At 72.4% G+C, this 15,704-nt stretch carries 11 protein-coding genes; 6 read left to right on the top strand and 5 right to left on the bottom strand.

Features of this window, described 5'->3' with window-relative positions:
* Positions 1-30: 30 nt before the first annotated feature.
* The 3 genes from nhaA to ACWEEU_RS03890 form a co-directional block, all read right to left on the bottom strand.
* Positions 31-1,431: a Na+/H+ antiporter NhaA gene (gene nhaA, locus ACWEEU_RS03880; RefSeq protein ID WP_451728126.1), complete on the bottom strand. Its 1,401-nt coding sequence runs from the start codon at positions 1,429-1,431 to the stop codon at positions 31-33.
* Between the two features lie 230 nt (positions 1,432-1,661).
* Positions 1,662-3,617: an acetate--CoA ligase gene (acs, locus tag ACWEEU_RS03885; RefSeq protein ID WP_385746752.1), complete on the bottom strand. Its 1,956-nt coding sequence runs from the start codon at positions 3,615-3,617 to the stop codon at positions 1,662-1,664.
* A gap of 125 nt (positions 3,618-3,742) precedes the next feature.
* Positions 3,743-6,202: a SulP family inorganic anion transporter gene (locus tag ACWEEU_RS03890; RefSeq protein WP_451728130.1), complete on the bottom strand. Its 2,460-nt coding sequence runs from the start codon at positions 6,200-6,202 to the stop codon at positions 3,743-3,745.
* A gap of 374 nt (positions 6,203-6,576) precedes the next feature.
* Here ACWEEU_RS03890 and ACWEEU_RS03895 point away from each other — a divergent pair, with 374 nt between their 5' ends.
* Positions 6,577-7,842, top strand: coding sequence for a hypothetical protein (locus tag ACWEEU_RS03895; protein WP_451728133.1), 1,266 nt, complete (start codon positions 6,577-6,579; stop codon positions 7,840-7,842).
* A 37-nt stretch (positions 7,843-7,879) separates the two neighbouring features.
* On the opposite strand, the gene ACWEEU_RS03900 is transcribed toward ACWEEU_RS03895, so the two are convergent.
* Positions 7,880-8,860 (bottom strand): ATP-binding protein, encoded by a 981-nt coding sequence (locus ACWEEU_RS03900; protein ID WP_451728136.1) that lies wholly within the window; start codon positions 8,858-8,860, stop codon positions 7,880-7,882.
* Between the two features lie 144 nt (positions 8,861-9,004).
* Here ACWEEU_RS03900 and ACWEEU_RS03905 point away from each other — a divergent pair, with 144 nt between their 5' ends.
* Positions 9,005-9,829: an oxidoreductase gene (locus tag ACWEEU_RS03905; RefSeq protein ID WP_451728139.1), complete on the top strand. Its 825-nt coding sequence runs from the start codon at positions 9,005-9,007 to the stop codon at positions 9,827-9,829.
* 372 nt (positions 9,830-10,201) lie between these two features.
* On the opposite strand, the gene ACWEEU_RS03910 is transcribed toward ACWEEU_RS03905, so the two are convergent.
* Entirely contained in the window at positions 10,202-11,035 is an 834-nt protein-coding gene (locus ACWEEU_RS03910) for an HAD family hydrolase (RefSeq protein WP_385746761.1), read from the bottom strand.
* A gap of 582 nt (positions 11,036-11,617) precedes the next feature.
* Between ACWEEU_RS03910 and ssd the strand changes: the two genes are divergently transcribed.
* Genes ssd through ACWEEU_RS03930 form a run of 4 tightly spaced genes read left to right on the top strand, consistent with a single transcriptional unit; the run spans position 11,618 to position 15,654 of the window.
* A complete protein-coding gene (gene ssd / locus ACWEEU_RS03915; RefSeq protein ID WP_451728143.1) occupies positions 11,618-12,724 on the top strand; it encodes a septum site-determining protein Ssd in 1,107 nt (368 codons plus the stop codon).
* Complete coding sequence (locus ACWEEU_RS03920) at positions 12,721-13,953, top strand: TadA family conjugal transfer-associated ATPase (RefSeq protein WP_451728146.1); 1,233 nt, start codon at positions 12,721-12,723, stop codon at positions 13,951-13,953. The genes ssd and ACWEEU_RS03920 overlap by 4 nt, the downstream gene beginning before the upstream one ends.
* Positions 13,946-14,821 (top strand): type II secretion system F family protein, encoded by an 876-nt coding sequence (locus ACWEEU_RS03925; protein ID WP_385749341.1) that lies wholly within the window; start codon positions 13,946-13,948, stop codon positions 14,819-14,821. The genes ACWEEU_RS03920 and ACWEEU_RS03925 overlap by 8 nt, the downstream gene beginning before the upstream one ends.
* A complete protein-coding gene (locus ACWEEU_RS03930; protein ID WP_451728150.1) occupies positions 14,818-15,654 on the top strand; it encodes a type II secretion system F family protein in 837 nt (278 codons plus the stop codon). The genes ACWEEU_RS03925 and ACWEEU_RS03930 overlap by 4 nt, the downstream gene beginning before the upstream one ends.
* Positions 15,655-15,704: the final 50 nt, after the last annotated feature.

A 15,704-nucleotide genomic window follows, 5' to 3' on the forward strand; every position in this document is an offset into this window, starting at 1 on the left:
ACCGTTCTGCCCGCCTGCCCCGCCGGGTACTTACGCACGCGCGTCCCGCGCGGCGGCGGCCTTCTCGGCGGCCAGCCGACGGTGCTCGGCGGCCCGGCGCTCGTGGATCGCGGCCATGCGCAGGTGGTACGCCGGGTCCTCCTGCTCGTAGACGTCGGGAATGCCGTCCTCGTCCTCGTCGCGCTCCTCGTCCTCGCACAGCCCGCGGTATTTCGCATTGCGTACCTTCAGCAGCACGGTCGCACAGATGGCCGCGATCAGCGATCCGACGAGGACGGCCGCCTTGACCTCGGCGGTCAGCGCCGTGTCGTCCGCGAAGGCCAGCTCGCCGATCAGCAGCGAGACGGTGAAACCGATCCCCGCGAGCGTCGCGACCGCGAACACGTCGGCCCACGCCAGTCCCTCGCCGAGCGTGGCCCGGGTGAACCGCACGGTGAGCCAGGTGCCGCCGAAGACGCCGACCGTCTTGCCCACGACCAGGCCGAGCACCACGCCGAGCGTCTCCGGCCGGGTGAAGACCTGCGCGAGCGCGCCGCCGGAGACCGGCACCCCGGCGCTGAACAGCGCGAACAGCGGCACCGCGAGCCCCGCCGACAGCGGCCGCACCAGATGCTCGATCCGCTCCCCGGGCGAGCGCTCCTCGCCCTCCCGGCTCGTGCAGCGCAGCATCAGCCCCATGGCGACGCCCGCGATGGTGGCGTGCACCCCGCTGCGGTACATCAGCGCCCAGGTCACCAGCGCGAGCGGCACGTAGACGTACCAGCCGCGCACCCCCCTGCGCAGCAGCACCCAGAAGACGGCGAGGGCGGCCACGGCGCCGCCGAGCGCGGCGAAGTCGATCCGGCCGGTGAAGAACACCGCGATGATCAGGATGGCGAAGAGGTCGTCGACGACGGCGAGCGTGAGCAGGAAGGCGCGCAGGGCGCTGGGCAGCGAGGTGCCGATGACCGCGAGCACGGCGAGCGCGAAGGCGATGTCGGTGGCCGTGGGCACCGCCCACCCGGCCAGTGAGCCGCCCCCCGCGATGCCGGTGAGGGTGTATACCAGCGCGGGTACGGCCATCCCGCACAGGGCTGCCGCCACGGGCAGGGCGGCCGCCCTGGGGTCGCGAAGGTCCCCGGCGACCAGTTCGCGCTTGAGTTCCGCCCCGGCGACGAAGAAGAACACCGCGAGCACGCCGTCGGCCGCCCAGTGCGCGACGGAGAGGTCGAGACCGAGCGCGGCGGGGCCGAGGTGGAAGTGGCTGACGGCTTCGTAGCTGGCGTGGAGCGCGGGGACGTTCGCCCAGACGAGGGCGGCGATGGCCGCGACGAGGACGAGGACTCCGCCCACGGTCTCGGTGCGCAGCGCGTCGGCCACGGCGGTCCGCTCGGGCAGGGAGAGGCGGCCCAGAGCCCGGCGGGTGGCGTTCGGGGTGCGGGGCGCGGTCATCGCGGGGCCTTCCGGTCGTGGGCAGGACGAAACGCTTGCCGACCAGACTTCCCGGCGCACCTTGGGCACGCAGCACGTGCCGATTTTGCTTACTTTACCTAAGCTCGCGGGCCGGCGCACCACGGGGCAGTGCCCGGCTCTCGTGGTCCTCGTGGGGCGCGCGACCCGTACGCGCGAGGGGTGCCCGGTGCTTGTCGCGCACCGGGCACCCCTCGTCGGCCGTACCGTGCCTAGTCGTCGCTGGGCTTGGACGGCATCCGGCTCTGGATGAGCGCCATGACCGTGGAGTCGGCCAGGGTCGTCACGTCACCCAGCTCGCGGTCCTCCGCCAGCTCGCGCAGCAGACGGCGCATGATCTTGCCGGAGCGGGTCTTGGGCAGCTCCACGACCGGCTGGACGCGCTTCGGCTTGGCGATCGGGCCGAGCGTGGCGCCCACGTGGTCGCGCAGCTCCGCGACGAGCTTGTCGTCCTCGGTCACGTTCCCGCGCAGGATGACGAAGGCGACGATGGCCTGGCCGGTGGTCTCGTCCGCCGCGCCCACGACCGCCGCCTCGGCGACCGCCGGGTGCGAGACGAGCGCCGACTCCACCTCGGTGGTGGAGATGTTGTGCCCGGACACGAGCATCACGTCGTCCACCCGGCCGAGCAGCCAGATGTCGCCGTCGTCGTCCTTCTTGGCGCCGTCGCCCGCGAAGTACTTGTCGGGGAAGCGCGCCCAGTAGGTGTCCAGGAACCGCTGGTCGTCGCCCCAGATGGTGCGCAGCATCGACGGCCACGGCTCGGTGAGGACCAGGTAGCCGCCGCCTCCGTTCGGCACCTCGTTGCCCTCGTCGTCGACGACCGTCGCGCTGATGCCGGGCAGCGGGCGCTGCGCGGAACCGGGCTTGGTCTCGGTGACGCCGGGCAGCGGCGAGATCATGATCGCGCCGGTCTCGGTCTGCCACCAGGTGTCGACGACGGGGGTGCGGTCGGCGCCGATGTTCTTCCGGTACCAGATCCACGCCTCGGGGTTGATCGGCTCGCCCACCGAACCCAGGACACGCAGCGAGGTCAGGTCGAACTGCGCGGGGATGTCGTCGCCCCACTTCATGAACGTGCGGATCGCCGTCGGGGCGGTGTAGAGGATCGAGACGCGGTACTTCTCCACGATCTCCCAGAACCGGCCCTGGTGCGGGGTGTCCGGGGTGCCCTCGTACATCACCTGGGTCGCGCCGTTGGCCAGCGGGCCGTACACGATGTAGGAGTGCCCGGTGACCCAGCCGACGTCGGCCGTGCACCAGTAGACGTCCGTCTCCGGCTTGAGGTCGAAGACCGCCCAGTGGGTGTAGGCCGCCTGGGTGAGGTAGCCGCCCGAGGTGTGCAGGATGCCCTTCGGCTTACCCGTGGTGCCCGAGGTGTAGAGGATGAACAGCGGGTGCTCCGCCCCGAACGCCTCCGGGGTGTGCTCGGCCGACTGGCGTCCCACCAGGTCGTGCCACCAGACGTCCCGCTCGGCGTCGAAGGCCACGTCCTGCCCGGTGCGGCGCACGACGAGCACGTGCTCGACCGTGCCGGACTTGGCGACCGCCTCGTCCACGGCGGGCTTGAGCGCGGACGGCTTGCCGCGCCGGAAACCGCCGTCGGAGGTGATGACGACCTTGGCGTCCGCGTCCTTGATGCGGGTGGCCAGCGCGTCCGCCGAGAAGCCGCCGAAGACGACCGAGTGCGCGGCGCCGATGCGGGCGGTGGCCAGCATCGCGATCGCGGTCTCGGGGATCATCGGCATGTAGATCGCGACCCGGTCGCCCTTGCGGACACCCAGCTCCAGGAGGGCGTTGGCGGCCTTGGAGACCTCGTCCTTCAGCTCCGCGTAGGTGATCGAGCGGCTGTCGCCCGGCTCGCCCTCGAAGTGGATGGCGACCCGGTCGCCGTTCCCGGCCTCGACGTGGCGGTCGACGCAGTTGTAGGCGACGTTCAGCTCGCCGTCCTGGAACCACTTCGCGAACGGCGGGTTCGACCAGTCCAGCGTCTCGGTCGGTTCCTTGGCCCAACTCAGCCGCCGGGCCTGCTCGGCCCAGAAGCCGAGCCGGTCAGCCTTGGCCTGTTCGTACGCCTCGGCCGTGACGTTGGCGTTCGCCGCCAGGTCAGCGGGCGGCGCGAAGCGGCGCTCCTCCTTCAAGAGGTTGGCCAGGCTCTCGTTGCTCACGACATCTCCCTTTCCCAGGGTGTCCGTTGTGTCCCGAGCCACACCTCATCAGACCAGGAGGCCGATGACAAGGGTGGACCGCAGAATTGGTTTAGACCTTTCTGCGGCGCACCCGGGGCGCCCGCTCACGCGGGACCGCACACCTCTTCCACCTCTCTCATGTCCTCTCTGACGTCGTGGAACACCCCTTCCCCCGCCGGGCCGCCCAGCAGATAGGCCCGCGCCTCACCCACGTGGAAATACATCCCGTGCAACTCCAGCGCGCCGGCAGCCAGCGCCCGGGCCACCGACTCGTGCGCCCGCAGATGCGCGAGCTGCTGGACCACGTTGGTCAGGCACAGCCGCTCCACCGCGTCGACGGCCGGCCGCTCCGCCAGCCGGGGTGCCGTGCCGTCGCCGGAGGCCATCCGTTCCAGGCTCGGCAGCCCGTGCCGCAGCCAGCGTCTGAGCGGGGTGGGTGGCGCGGCCACGCCGGGCTCCGCCGTCAGCAGCGCCTGCATCGCGCCGCACCCGGAGTGCCCGCACACCGTGATCGAGCGGACCCCGAGGACATCCACCGCGTACTCGATGGCGGCGGCCACCGAGTCGTCGCCGTGCTCCTCGCCCGGCGGCGGGACCAGGTTCCCCACGTTGCGCACCACGAAGAGGTCGCCGGGACCGCTCGCCGTGATCATCGAGGTGACCAGCCGGGAGTCGGCACAGGTGAGGAAGAGCTGCGAGGGCCGCTGCCCCTCCCGCGCGAGCCGTGCCAGCTCGTCCCGCACCAGCGGGGCGGTGTTCCGCTGGAACGAGCTGATGCCCCGGGCGAGTTCGTGGGGGTAGGTGTCGGGGGTGGTGGTCGTGGCGTCGGCCGGGCCGCTGGTCGGGGTGAGGGCCGCGGGCCCCGGCGCCGGGCCTCCGGCGGTTCCCGGCGAGGCCGTTTCCGGTGCACCCGTCCCCCGCGCGTGTGCTGCCCGCGGGTCCGCGTTCTCCGCCGGACCGCCGGACGGCATCGCGCACTGGTGGTTGCGCCACGGTGTCCAGGGGCGGCAGCGGCAGGTGGGGGACGGTGTCCCGGCGCGGTGGAACGTGCCGTGTCCGCCGGTCAGTTCGGCGGATCCGCCGCGCGCGGTGTGCGAGGTCCGCCAGTCCTGGAGTGCCTCGTACGCCGCGTGGTCCATGAAGGTGCCGTCCAGCTCCACGACCGCGTGGGCGCCCTGGGGCACGCGGTGCAGGGTTCTGCTGAGCCGGGGCACGGCGAGGAACGTCAACTGGCCCCGTACGTGCACATGGTGGACCCCTTCCTGCTCCTCGTGCGTGATGCGGGTGTGGGTGAGGCGGTGCAGGGCGAGGACGACGGCGACGGCGACGCCGAGGAGCACGCCCTCCAGGACGCCGAGGACGACGACTCCGAGTGTGGTGGCGGCGTACACCGGGACCTCGCGGTGGCGGTTCACCGTGCGGATGTGGTGCAGGGACACCATCTGGATGCCGACGGCCATCACCAGGGCGGCGAGGGCGGCGAGCGGGATGTGCTCCAGGAGCGGGACCATCAGCAGCGTGGCGATCACCACGAGGACGCCGTGCAGCATCGTGGAGTTCCGGCTCACCGCGCCCGCGTTCACGTTCGCCGTGCTGCGGACGGCGACTCCGGCGACGGGCAGGCCGCCGAGGGCGCCGGAGACGATGTTGGCCGCGCCCTGACCGAGGAGTTCGCGGTCGAGGTCGGAGCGGCCGAGCCGGGCCTGGGGGCCGGTGCGGGCGGCGGCCATCTTGTCCACGGCGACCGCACCGAGCAGTGACTGCACGCTGCACACCAGGGTGGTGGTGAGGACGGCGGCCACGACGCCGAGCGCCGGTCCCTCCGGGAGCCCGGCCAGCGCGTGACTGCTCCAGGAGGGCAGGTCGACGCGGGGCAGACTGAGACCGGTGAGCAGGGCGGCCGCCGTGGCGCCGGTGACCGCGACGAGCGGGGCCGGGACCTTGCGCAGCAGACGCCCCGGCGCGCCGGGCAGGCGCGGCCAGGCCAGCAGCAGCGTCAGGGTGAGGGCGCTCACCGAGACGGCCGCCGGGTCCAGATGGGCCAACTGGTTCGGCAGGGCACGCAGGTTGGTCAGCACCGAGCTGTCCGGATTGCCGCCGAGCACGATGTGCAGTTGGGCCACGGCGATGGTGACGCCGATGCCCGCGAGCATTCCGTGGACGACCGCCGGGCTGACGGCGAGCGCGCCGCGCGCCACCCGCAGGCAGCCCAGGCCGAGTTGGGCGAGTCCGGCGAGGACGGTGATGCCGCAGGTCGCCCGCCAGCCGTAGCGGTGGATCAGGTCGGCGGTGACCACGGTCAGCCCCGCGGCGGGACCGCTCACCTGGAGCGGGCAGCCGCCGATCCGGCCGGCGACGATCCCGCCGACGGCGGCGGCGACCAGACCGGCCTGCAGGGGCGCGCCGGTGGCGAGCGCGATGCCGAGCGAGAGCGGCAGGGCGATGAGGAACACGGCGACGGAAGCGGACAGATCGGCACCCGCGACGGCGAGACGGCGGTGCCGGGGCGGTGGGTCGGTGGGCGGGGAAGGCGAGTGGACTCGGGTGGGGACGCTGGCTGACATGGTTCCCGTCTCCTCCGGGGCTACGCGGTCGCGGACTTGGGGTGGCTCGCCCCTTCTCCGCCGTGTGACGGCGGGAAATGGGGCGGATGTTCGGTCGCGGCCGTGGGTCACGGCGTGCAGTGGCGGGATGAATCAAATTTCGGTAAATGAATCGTAATGGCGGGTAAATGTCCCGCATAGCCTTTCGAGGCAAATGGCGCATATCTCCACTCGCCCGAGTGAAGAGGGCGTTTTGTCGGCTTGTCTTACTAATTCCTTCTCGGCCCCGTGCGACCTTGGCGGCGCCGTCGGGGCGAACCCGGCGTATCCGCACAAAAGCCGTCGTCAGCTCGCCCGAGAGAAGCGCCTGAGAGAAGGAAGAAGGTGGGCGGAACATGGCCGCCACCCAGAGGATCGCCGTCTGTGCCATGGTCGCCGCGGCCGGTGCCGCGTCCCTCGCCGGCTGCGCCGCCGGCTCCCACCCCGAAAAAGAGGGCGCGCCCGGCCCGCAGAAGGGGCTCGCCGCCCCCAAGAGCGTGGTCCGCCTGATCGGTGACGGGTCCACCGCCTACACCGGGTCGCAGCCGCACCTGCCCAGCCCCGAAAAACTGAAGCACGGTCAGAAGCCCCCGCAGTTCGTGGTGTTCTCCTGGGACGGCGCCGGTGAGGACAGCCAGAAGTTGTTCTCGCACTTCCGCAAGGTCGCCAAGGACAACCACGCCAACATGACGTTCTTCCTCAGCGGCGTCTACATGCTGCCGGAGGCCAAGCGCGACCTCTACAAGCCGCCGCAGCACTCCCCGGGCCGCTCCGACATCGGCTTCAACGACGACCAGGGCATCGCCGACACCGCCAAGCAGGCCCGCCTCGCCTGGCTGGAGGGCAACGAGATCGGCACCCACTTCAACGGCCACTTCTGCGGACCCGACGGCGGAGTCGGCCAGTGGTCGGTGGACGAGTGGAAGAGCGAGATCAGCCAGGCCAAGCAGTTCGTGAAGACCTGGAAGACCAACTCCGGCCTGAAGAACGCCTCCCCGCTGCCCTTCGACTACGACAGGGAACTCATCGGCGCCCGCACCCCCTGTCTGGAGGGGCAGAAGAACTTCGTGAAGGCGGCGAGCCAGATGGGCTTCCGCTACGACTCCAGCGGCGTGAACAACCAGCTCTGGCCCAAGAAGAAGGAGGGCCTGTGGGACCTGTCCATGCAGTTGGTCCCCTTCCCCGGCCACACCTTCGAGCAACTGACCATGGACTACAACTTCATGGTCAACCAGTCCGGCACCCAGACCCAGGGCGACCCCGACAAGTTCGGCCTGTGGGGCGACGAGATGCGTGACGGTCTGCTCAAGGGCTTCGACCGCGCCTACAACGGCAACCGCGCCCCCCTGATCATCGGCAACCACTTCGAGTCCTGGAACGGCGGCACCTACATGCGCGCCATCGAGGACGTCGTCAAGACGGTGTGCGGAAAGCCGGACGTGCGCTGCGTCTCCTTCCACGAACTGGCCGACTGGCTGGACGCGCAGGACCCGCAGACCCTCGCCAAGCTGCGCACGCTGGAGGTCGGGGAGGCACCCAAGCAGGGCTGGGCGTCCTTCCTCTCCGGCCGCCCGGCACCGGCGCCGAAGGGCGTGCCCGGGGCGCCGGCGGCCAGGCAGTAGTCGTGGCCGGGCCGTAGGCGCCGCCCGGCCGCAGATGTCAGGCGAGGGTCGCGACACCCTCGCCCAGCACGAAGCCGGGGTCGATCTGCGCCGCCAGGTCGGCCCCGGTGCGCTCGTTCCCCCACGACTCGGCGTTCTTCAGGTGGAAGTGCGCCATCTGGCGGGTGTAGCGCTCCCAGTCGCGCAGCGCGTACGTCGCGTCGGCGGCGCTTCTCAGCCGGTGCAGCGCGGCCGCGTTGGTCTCCTCCAGGAGCCCGAAGCGGGGCGGACGCCCCTTCTCCATGGCGCGCACCCAGTCCGAGTGCCCGACCGTCACCAGCAGGTCGTCCCCGACCTCCTTGCGCAGGAAGTCGACGTCGTCCTGCGCCTGCACCTTGTTCCCGACGACCTTCAGTGTGACGTCGAAGTCGCGGGCGTACTCCTTGTACTGGCGGTAGACCGAGACCCCCTTCCGCGTCGGCTCGGCGACGAGGAACGTCATGTCGAACCGGGTGAACATGCCGGACGCGAAGGAGTCGGAACCGGCGGTCATGTCGACCACCACGTACTCGTCGGGGCCGTCGACGAGGTGGTTGAGGAACAGCTCCACCGCTCCGGTCTTGGAGTGGTAGCAGGCGACCCCCAGGTCCGCGTCGGTGAAGGGGCCGGTGACCATCAAACGGACGGCGCCGCCGTCGAGTTCCACCGGGCGGGCGCAGGCGTCGTAGATCGCGTTGGGCTCCCGCACCCGGACCAGGCGCGAACCCTCCCCGGGCGGGGTCGTCTTGATCATCGTCTCGGCGGAGGCGATACGCGGGTTGCCTCCGCGCAGGTGGTCCTTGATGAGCCGCAGCCGGTCGCCCATGGCGGGCAGTGCGGCCGCCTCCGCCTCGTCGAGGCCGAGGGCGGGGCCGAGGTGCTGGTTGATGTCGGCGTCGATCGCGACCACCGGGGCTCCGGCGGCCGCCAGATGGCGGATGAAGAGGGAGGAGAGCGTGGTCTTGCCGCTGCCGCCCTTCCCGACGAAAGCAATTTTCATGTTCACGAAAGGTAGTCGCTCCATCGCTGTGCGTGTCAGGAAGTCCCGGGAAGTCCACTCCTTCGGGGAACGGTCGCCTGTCGGTCACCTGGCTTCCCCAGGGGTGCGGGTCCGGGCGGGAGGCGGACGCGTAGGGTCGTACGCATGAGTACGACTGGTGCGACCGCCGACCCGCTCGCCGCCCTGGGATCGCTGCCCGGCGTGGCCGACTCCGTGGAGTCCGTGCGCAAGGCCGTGGACCGGGTCTACGGGCACCGGATCATGCGGCGCCGCAGCAACGCGATCACCTCCGAGGCGGCGCTGCGCGGGGCGCGTGGTTCGGCCGCGCTCTCCGGTGCCGACTGGGCCCTGGAGGAGGTACGGCGGCGTACGGACTTCAGTGCCGACCCCGAGGCGCGCGTCATGGGCGCGGCCCTGCGGCTGACCGCCGAGGCGGGCCAGCTCCTGTCCATCTGGCGGCAGTCGCCCCTGCGGGTGCTGGCGCGGCTGCACCTGGTGGCGGCCGCGAGCGACGGCGACGAGGTGGGCCGGCCGCGCCACGCCGGTGAGAAGGCGGACGAGCCGCTGATCGAGCTGCCGCTGCCGGACGCCCCCGAGGTCTCGGGCCGGCTCGACGGGCTCGCGGAGCTGATCATCGCGGGCAGTGCGGCGCCCGCGCTGGTGACGGCCGCCGTGGTGCACGGCGAGCTGCTCGCGCTGCGCCCCTTCACGTCGCACAACGGGCTCGTCGCGCGCGCGGCCGAGCGCATCGTGCTGATCGGCAGCGGTCTGGACCCGAAGGCGGTGTGCCCCTCCGAGGTCGGCCACGCCGAACTGGGCCGCGCGGCCTACCTGGGCGCGCTGGACGGATACGTCTCGGGCACTCCGGCCGGCATGGCGGCGTGGATCGCGCACTGCGGCCGCGCGGTGGAGCTCGGTGCCCGTGAGTCGACGGCCGTGTGCGAGGCGCTTCAGCGCGGCGCGGCCTGAGCCGGCGGCCCGGACAAGGGTTGCGGCGGTACGAATCCCTCTCGTACCGCCGCTGGCATGTCCACCCGGGTTACCAAGCGTCCTCGTGTGTTGCTCATCAGGTCGGGGTGCTTTGCCCGGCCCTGGTGCAGCAGGCCCGTAATCGACGGTCCGACGTCGCGTGGGTGCCCGGTGTTCATGCAAGGTCCGTGGGGCCAAGTGCGTAGTAACAGGGAATCCTCGCGGATGTCCTTTGGTCTCGCGGGCCGTTGACTCCTTTGTACTGCAAATGTGGAGAAATCGGAACCCCTGGCCGCACTTCTTTGCTTATGAGCCCATCCTGGATTTCAGGTTTGATTCCCGGGTGAACCGGTGCGTATCAAGGAGAAACGGTCACCCGGTCGTCGTGCGGCGGCGGTTGGCGTACCAGACGAGCCCCGCGGTGGCCGCCGCGGCGCCGACGGCGGCCATCGCGACGAGCGCGGGCCGCGGCGGCACCGAGAGCGCGGGCAGCCGCTGCTTGAGCCGGACTGGCTTGCGGAACTCCAGGACCGGCCAGCCGCGCGCGACCGCCTCGCGGCGCAGCGCGCGATCGGGGTTCACGGCGTGCGGATGGCCCACCGCCTGGAGCATCGGCAGGTCGGTCACCGAGTCGCTGTAGGCGTGGCTGCGGTCGAGGTCGTAGCCCTCGGACGCGGCCAGCTCCCGGACGGCCTCGGCCTTGGTGGGGCCGTAGGCGTAGTACTCCACCTCGCCGGTGTAGCAGCCGTCCTCGCCGACGACCAGACGCGTGGCCACCACGCGGTCGGCGCCGAGCAGCTCGCCGATCGGCTCCACCACTTCGGCGCCCGAGGTGGACACGATCACCACGTCGCGTCCGGCGGCGTGGTGGCGCTCGATGAGCGAGGCGGCCTCGTCGTAGATGATCGGGTCGATCAGGTCGTGGAGCGTCTCGGCCACGATCTCCCTGACCTGTCGCACGTTCCAGCCGCGGCACAGCGTGGACAGATACTCGCGCATCCGCTCCATCTGGTCGTGGTCCATACCTCCGGCCAGGAAGACGAACTGGGCATACGCGGTACGCAACGCGGCCCTGCGGTTGATCAGTCCGCCTTGGTAGAAGGACTTGCTGAAGGTGAGTGTGCTCGACTTCGCAATGACCGTCTTGTCCAGGTCGAAGAAGGCCGCTGCGCGGGGCAAGGAGTGGTTTTCCACGTCCCTGAGCATAGGCGCCCACCATTCGGCGTAAGGTGTGGCGCGTGGGTTTGCCTGAGAAGGCTCTCGGGTACACCATGAAAGTCACGGATCGTTCGCGACCGTGCTAACCCGGTCCGGCTCCTCCCCCCCCGAGTCGGACCGTGGGGACGACCCCCGCTCTCCCCCCCGGCGGGGGTCGTCGCATGTCCAGATGGGGTTTCTCCTTCTTCGTCCGGTGTGGAGCCAGCGGCGGCCGACAATTGGCCGCCGTTTCGTCATGCCCATGATTGATTACATAGGGTAATCAACAGGGCGCTCTGTGGAAGTCGTACACGAACCGTGTCCGCGTCACCGGTTTGGGTGACGGAGATATTCACAGGGCCCTTCAGTGTCCACAGTTTTGGACCAAGATCCACATTATTTCCGGGTTCGCCGCATCGTGATTCCACCGCGCTCCGGATCGGGCAGCTCGATGGCCTGATCGCAATGCCGGACGCGTTTGGCCGGTTCCTGTCGGCCGTTCATATGGAGACCTTTACCGGTTCTCCACAAGTCGGGGAATCGCGGGGCCCGAGGGGGCCGCGCGCACCATGCAGCGAAAGGGAATCCGCCATGACGAATGCCGTCGCCCACGATCCGCCACCCGCCGCCGGAAACCGGGCGGGCCGCCCGCTCATCGTCACCGAGGACGCCCTGCTCCTGGACGACCTGTTGCGCCTGTGCGCGGCGGCCGGGGCCACTCCCGAGGTTCATCACGGCGTCCCCGACCACGGCAGTGGCTGGTCGGCCGCGCCGCTCGTGCTCGTCGGGGACGACGCCGCCCGCCGGGTGCGCGGGGCCGCGCGCCGCAGAGGAGTGGTGCTGGTGGGCCGCGACCAGGACGACCCCGACGTGTGGAAACGCGCCGTCGAGATCGGCGCCGACCACGTCCTGATGCTGCCCGACGGCGAACAGTGGCTCGTCGACCGCATCGCCGACGTGGCCGAGGGGGTCGGCCGCCCCGCCCTCACCGTCGGGGTCATCGGCGGCCGGGGCGGCGCCGGGGCCTCCAGTCTCGCCTGCGCCCTCGCCGTCACCTCCGCCCGCCAGGGCGTCCGCACCCTTCTGGTGGACGCCGATCCGCTGGGCGGCGGACTCGACGTGCTCCTGGGCGGCGAGACCGCCGAGGGCCTGCGCTGGCCCGCCTTCGCCGCCTCGCGCGGCCGGGTCGGCGGCGGCGCCCTGGAGGAGTCCCTGCCCGAACTGCACGCCCTGCGCGTGCTGAGCTGGGACCGGGGAGACTGCGTGGCCGTCCCGCCCCAGGCCGTCCGCGCGGTGCTCGCCGCCGCCCGGCGACGCGGCGGCACGGTCGTCGTCGACCTCCCTCGCCGCCTGGACGACGGGGTCGCGGAAGTCCTCGCCCAGCTCGACCTGGCCCTGCTCGTCGTCCCGGCCGAACTGCGCGCCATGGCTGCCGCCGGCCGAGTCGCCTCCGCCGTCGGCATGGTCGTGCGCGATCTGCGCGTGGCGGTGCGCGGGCCGTGTGCGCCCGGACTCGACGACCGCGAGGTGGCGCGGCTGCTCGACCTCCCCCTGGCCGGCACCGTGCCCCTCGAACCCGCCCTGACGCGGCCGCGCGCCACCGCCAAGCCGCCCGGCGCGAGCGGACGCGGCCCGCTGGCCCGGTTCTGCACCGCCTTCTGGGAGCAGGCCCTCGCCGAGACGGGAGGAGTCCGATGACCCTCCCCGGACTCGACCGGGCCGACGGCGCGGCCCTTCTGGACGGCGTTCGGCGCCGCCTGGCCGAGAGCGGCGCCGAACCCACCCCGGCCCGGGTCGCCCAGGCCCTGCGCGAACAGGGCCGGGTCCTGGGTGACGCCGAGGTTCTCGGCGCCGCCGAGCATCTGCGCTCCGAACTCGTCGGCTCCGGCCCGCTGGAACCGCTGCTCGCGGACCCCGCGGTCACCGACGTCCTGGTGACCGCCCCGGACCGGGTGTGGGTGGACCGGGGCGGCGGACTGGAACTGACCCGGGTGACCTTCCCGGACCCCGCGGCCGTACGACGCCTCGCGCAGCGGCTCGCCGCCGTCGCCGGGCGCCGCCTGGACGACGCGCGGCCCTGGGCGGACGCCCGGCTGCCCGACGGCACCCGGCTGCACGCCGTGCTGCCCCCGGTGGCCGTCGGCTGCACCTGCCTCTCGCTGCGCGTGGTGCGGCCCCGCGCCTTCACCCTCGCCGAACTGGCCCACGCGGGGACCCTGCCGCCCAGCGGCGACCGGCTCCTGCGCGCGCTGCTGAACGCCCGGCTGTCCTTCCTGATCAGCGGCGGAACCGGCACCGGCAAGACCACGCTCCTGAGCGCACTGCTCGGTCTGGTCGGACCCCGTGAGCGGATCGTGCTCGCGGAGGACTCGGCCGAGCTGAGACCCGACCATCCGCACGTCGTACGGCTGGAGACCCGGCCGGCGAACCAGGAGGGCGCCGGTCTGGTCACGCTGGAGGACCTGGTCCGCCAGGCGCTGCGGATGCGGCCCGACCGGCTGGTCGTCGGGGAGGTGCGCGGCCCCGAGGTGGTGCATCTGCTGGCCGCGCTCAACACGGGCCACGAGGGCGGCTGCGGCACCGTGCACGCCAACGCGGCGGGCGACGTACCGGCCCGCCTCGAGGCACTGGGTACGGCGGCCGGGCTCGACCGGGCAGCGCTGCACAGCCAGTTGGCGGCCGCCCTCTCCGTGGTGCTCCACCTCGTGCGCGACCGGACCGGACGGCGCCGGATCGCCGAGGTGCACGTCCTGGAGCGGGACGCCTCCGGCCTGGTGCGGACGGTGCCCGCGCTGCGGTGGGGCGAGCGGGCGTTCGTCGCCGAGCGGGGGTGGGGGCGGCTGCGGGAGCTGTTGGGCGGCGGGCGTTTCCAGGGACTGGAGGACCGTGCGAGCGGTCGCGGCGGAGGAAGTGGCGGCGATGGGTGAGGTCGGGATGGGCGAGCTGGGCACGGGCGCGGCGCTGGTGTGCCTGGGAGGCGTCGGGTGGCTGTACTGCACACGGCAACAGGGCGTGCGACGGGCGCGGTGGCTGCTGGCGGGCGGCGGGGCCGTGGCGACCGGACCGCCTTCCGGGGAGTGGGTGGTGGCCGAACTGCGGCGGCTGACCGGCAGGTTGGATGTCGAGTGGTGGTCGCTCGCGGCCGGCCTGCTGCTGGGGCTCCTGGGCGCCTCGGTGATTCCGGTGGTCGCGGGGGCGGCCGGAGTACCGCTGCTGCGCCGCTTGCGGATCGCCCGGCAGGGTCGGCAGGCCGAGGAGCGCCGGGCGGAAGCGGTGATCGCCCTGTGCGGGGCGATGGCGGGAGAGGTGCGCGCCGGACGGCAGCCCGGGGAGGCCCTGCTGCGGGCCGAGGGGGACTGCGGCGGCCTGGGCGACACGCAGGCGGCCGTGGTCGCCGCCGCCCGCTTCGGCGGTGACGTGCCGGGTGCCCTCGCCCTTGCCGCACGGCGGGCGGGTGCCGAGGGGCTGCTGGGGCTCGCCGCGTGCTGGCGGGTCGCCGTGGACCAGGGCGCGGGACTCGCCGACGGCCTGGACCGGCTGGACGGCGCCCTGCGCGCCGAACGCGACCAACGCGCCGACCTCCGAGCCCAGTTGTCCGGCGCCCGCGCCACCGCCCTGCTGCTGGCCGCGCTTCCCGTCCTCGGTCTGCTGCTCGGCGCCGCCATGGGCGCCCACCCGCTACGGGTGCTGTTGCACACCGGTGCCGGGCTCGGCTGCCTTGCGGCCGGAGCGGCGTTCGAGGCGGCCGGGGTCTGGTGGTCCCACCGGATCGTGCGGGGAGCTGAGGCGGCATGAACGGTGACTCTGTCCACAGGCTGGGGGTGACCGCGCTCCTGGTGGCGACCCTGGTGTGGGTGGTGCGGTGGGCGGATTCGGCTCGGCGGGGGCGGAGGGAGAGGCAGCGAGCGGCGGGGCTGGTGGCGGCCGGGAGCGGGTCGGATGGATCAGCGATGCGGGTCGGTCGCACAGCCGTACGGGGATCGGCTCGCAGGTCTCCCGTCACCGACCTGGCGCAAGCCGTACGGCCGTGGGCACCTCTCGCCGGAGCAGTCTGCGGGGCGTGGGTCCTGGTCGGCGGAACCGCGGGCCTCCTCGTGGGGCTCGGGGTCGCGGCGGGACTGTGGCGGTGGCGCCGCGAGCACGACGCCCGGAAACCCGCCGAGACGGTCGATCCGGTGGCGGCGACCCGCCAACTCCCCCTCGCGGCAGAGCTGCTGGCGGCCTGTGTGGTGGCCGGGGCGGAGCCCGTGGTCGCCGCGCAGGCGGTAGGGGACGCCCTTCGCGGACCGGTCGGGGACGCGTTGGCGCGGGGTGCGGCCGAGGTGCGCCTCGGCGGTGAACCGGCGGGCGCCTGGCGCCGGCTGACCGCGCTGCCCGGCGCGGGTCCACTCGCCCGGCTGCTGGAACGGGCGTCCGAGTCGGGCCTGCCCGCGGCGGCTCCGGCGGCCCGGATCGCCTCCGACGCCCGGGCGGAGTCGGCTCGCGCCGCGACGACCCGGGCCCGCCGGGCGGCCGTGCTGATCTCCGCGCCCGTGGGGCTGTGCTTCCTGCCCGCGTTCATCGCCATCGGCGTGCTGCCCGTGGTGATCGGGCTGGCGGGCGGGGTGCTGGGAGGGGGTGGTCGCTGAGGAGCAGAGGTGAGTGATCGCGGACGCAGACAGAAACACAAGAAGAGTTG

It is taken from the genome of Streptomyces sp. NPDC005004 (assembly GCF_053600675.1).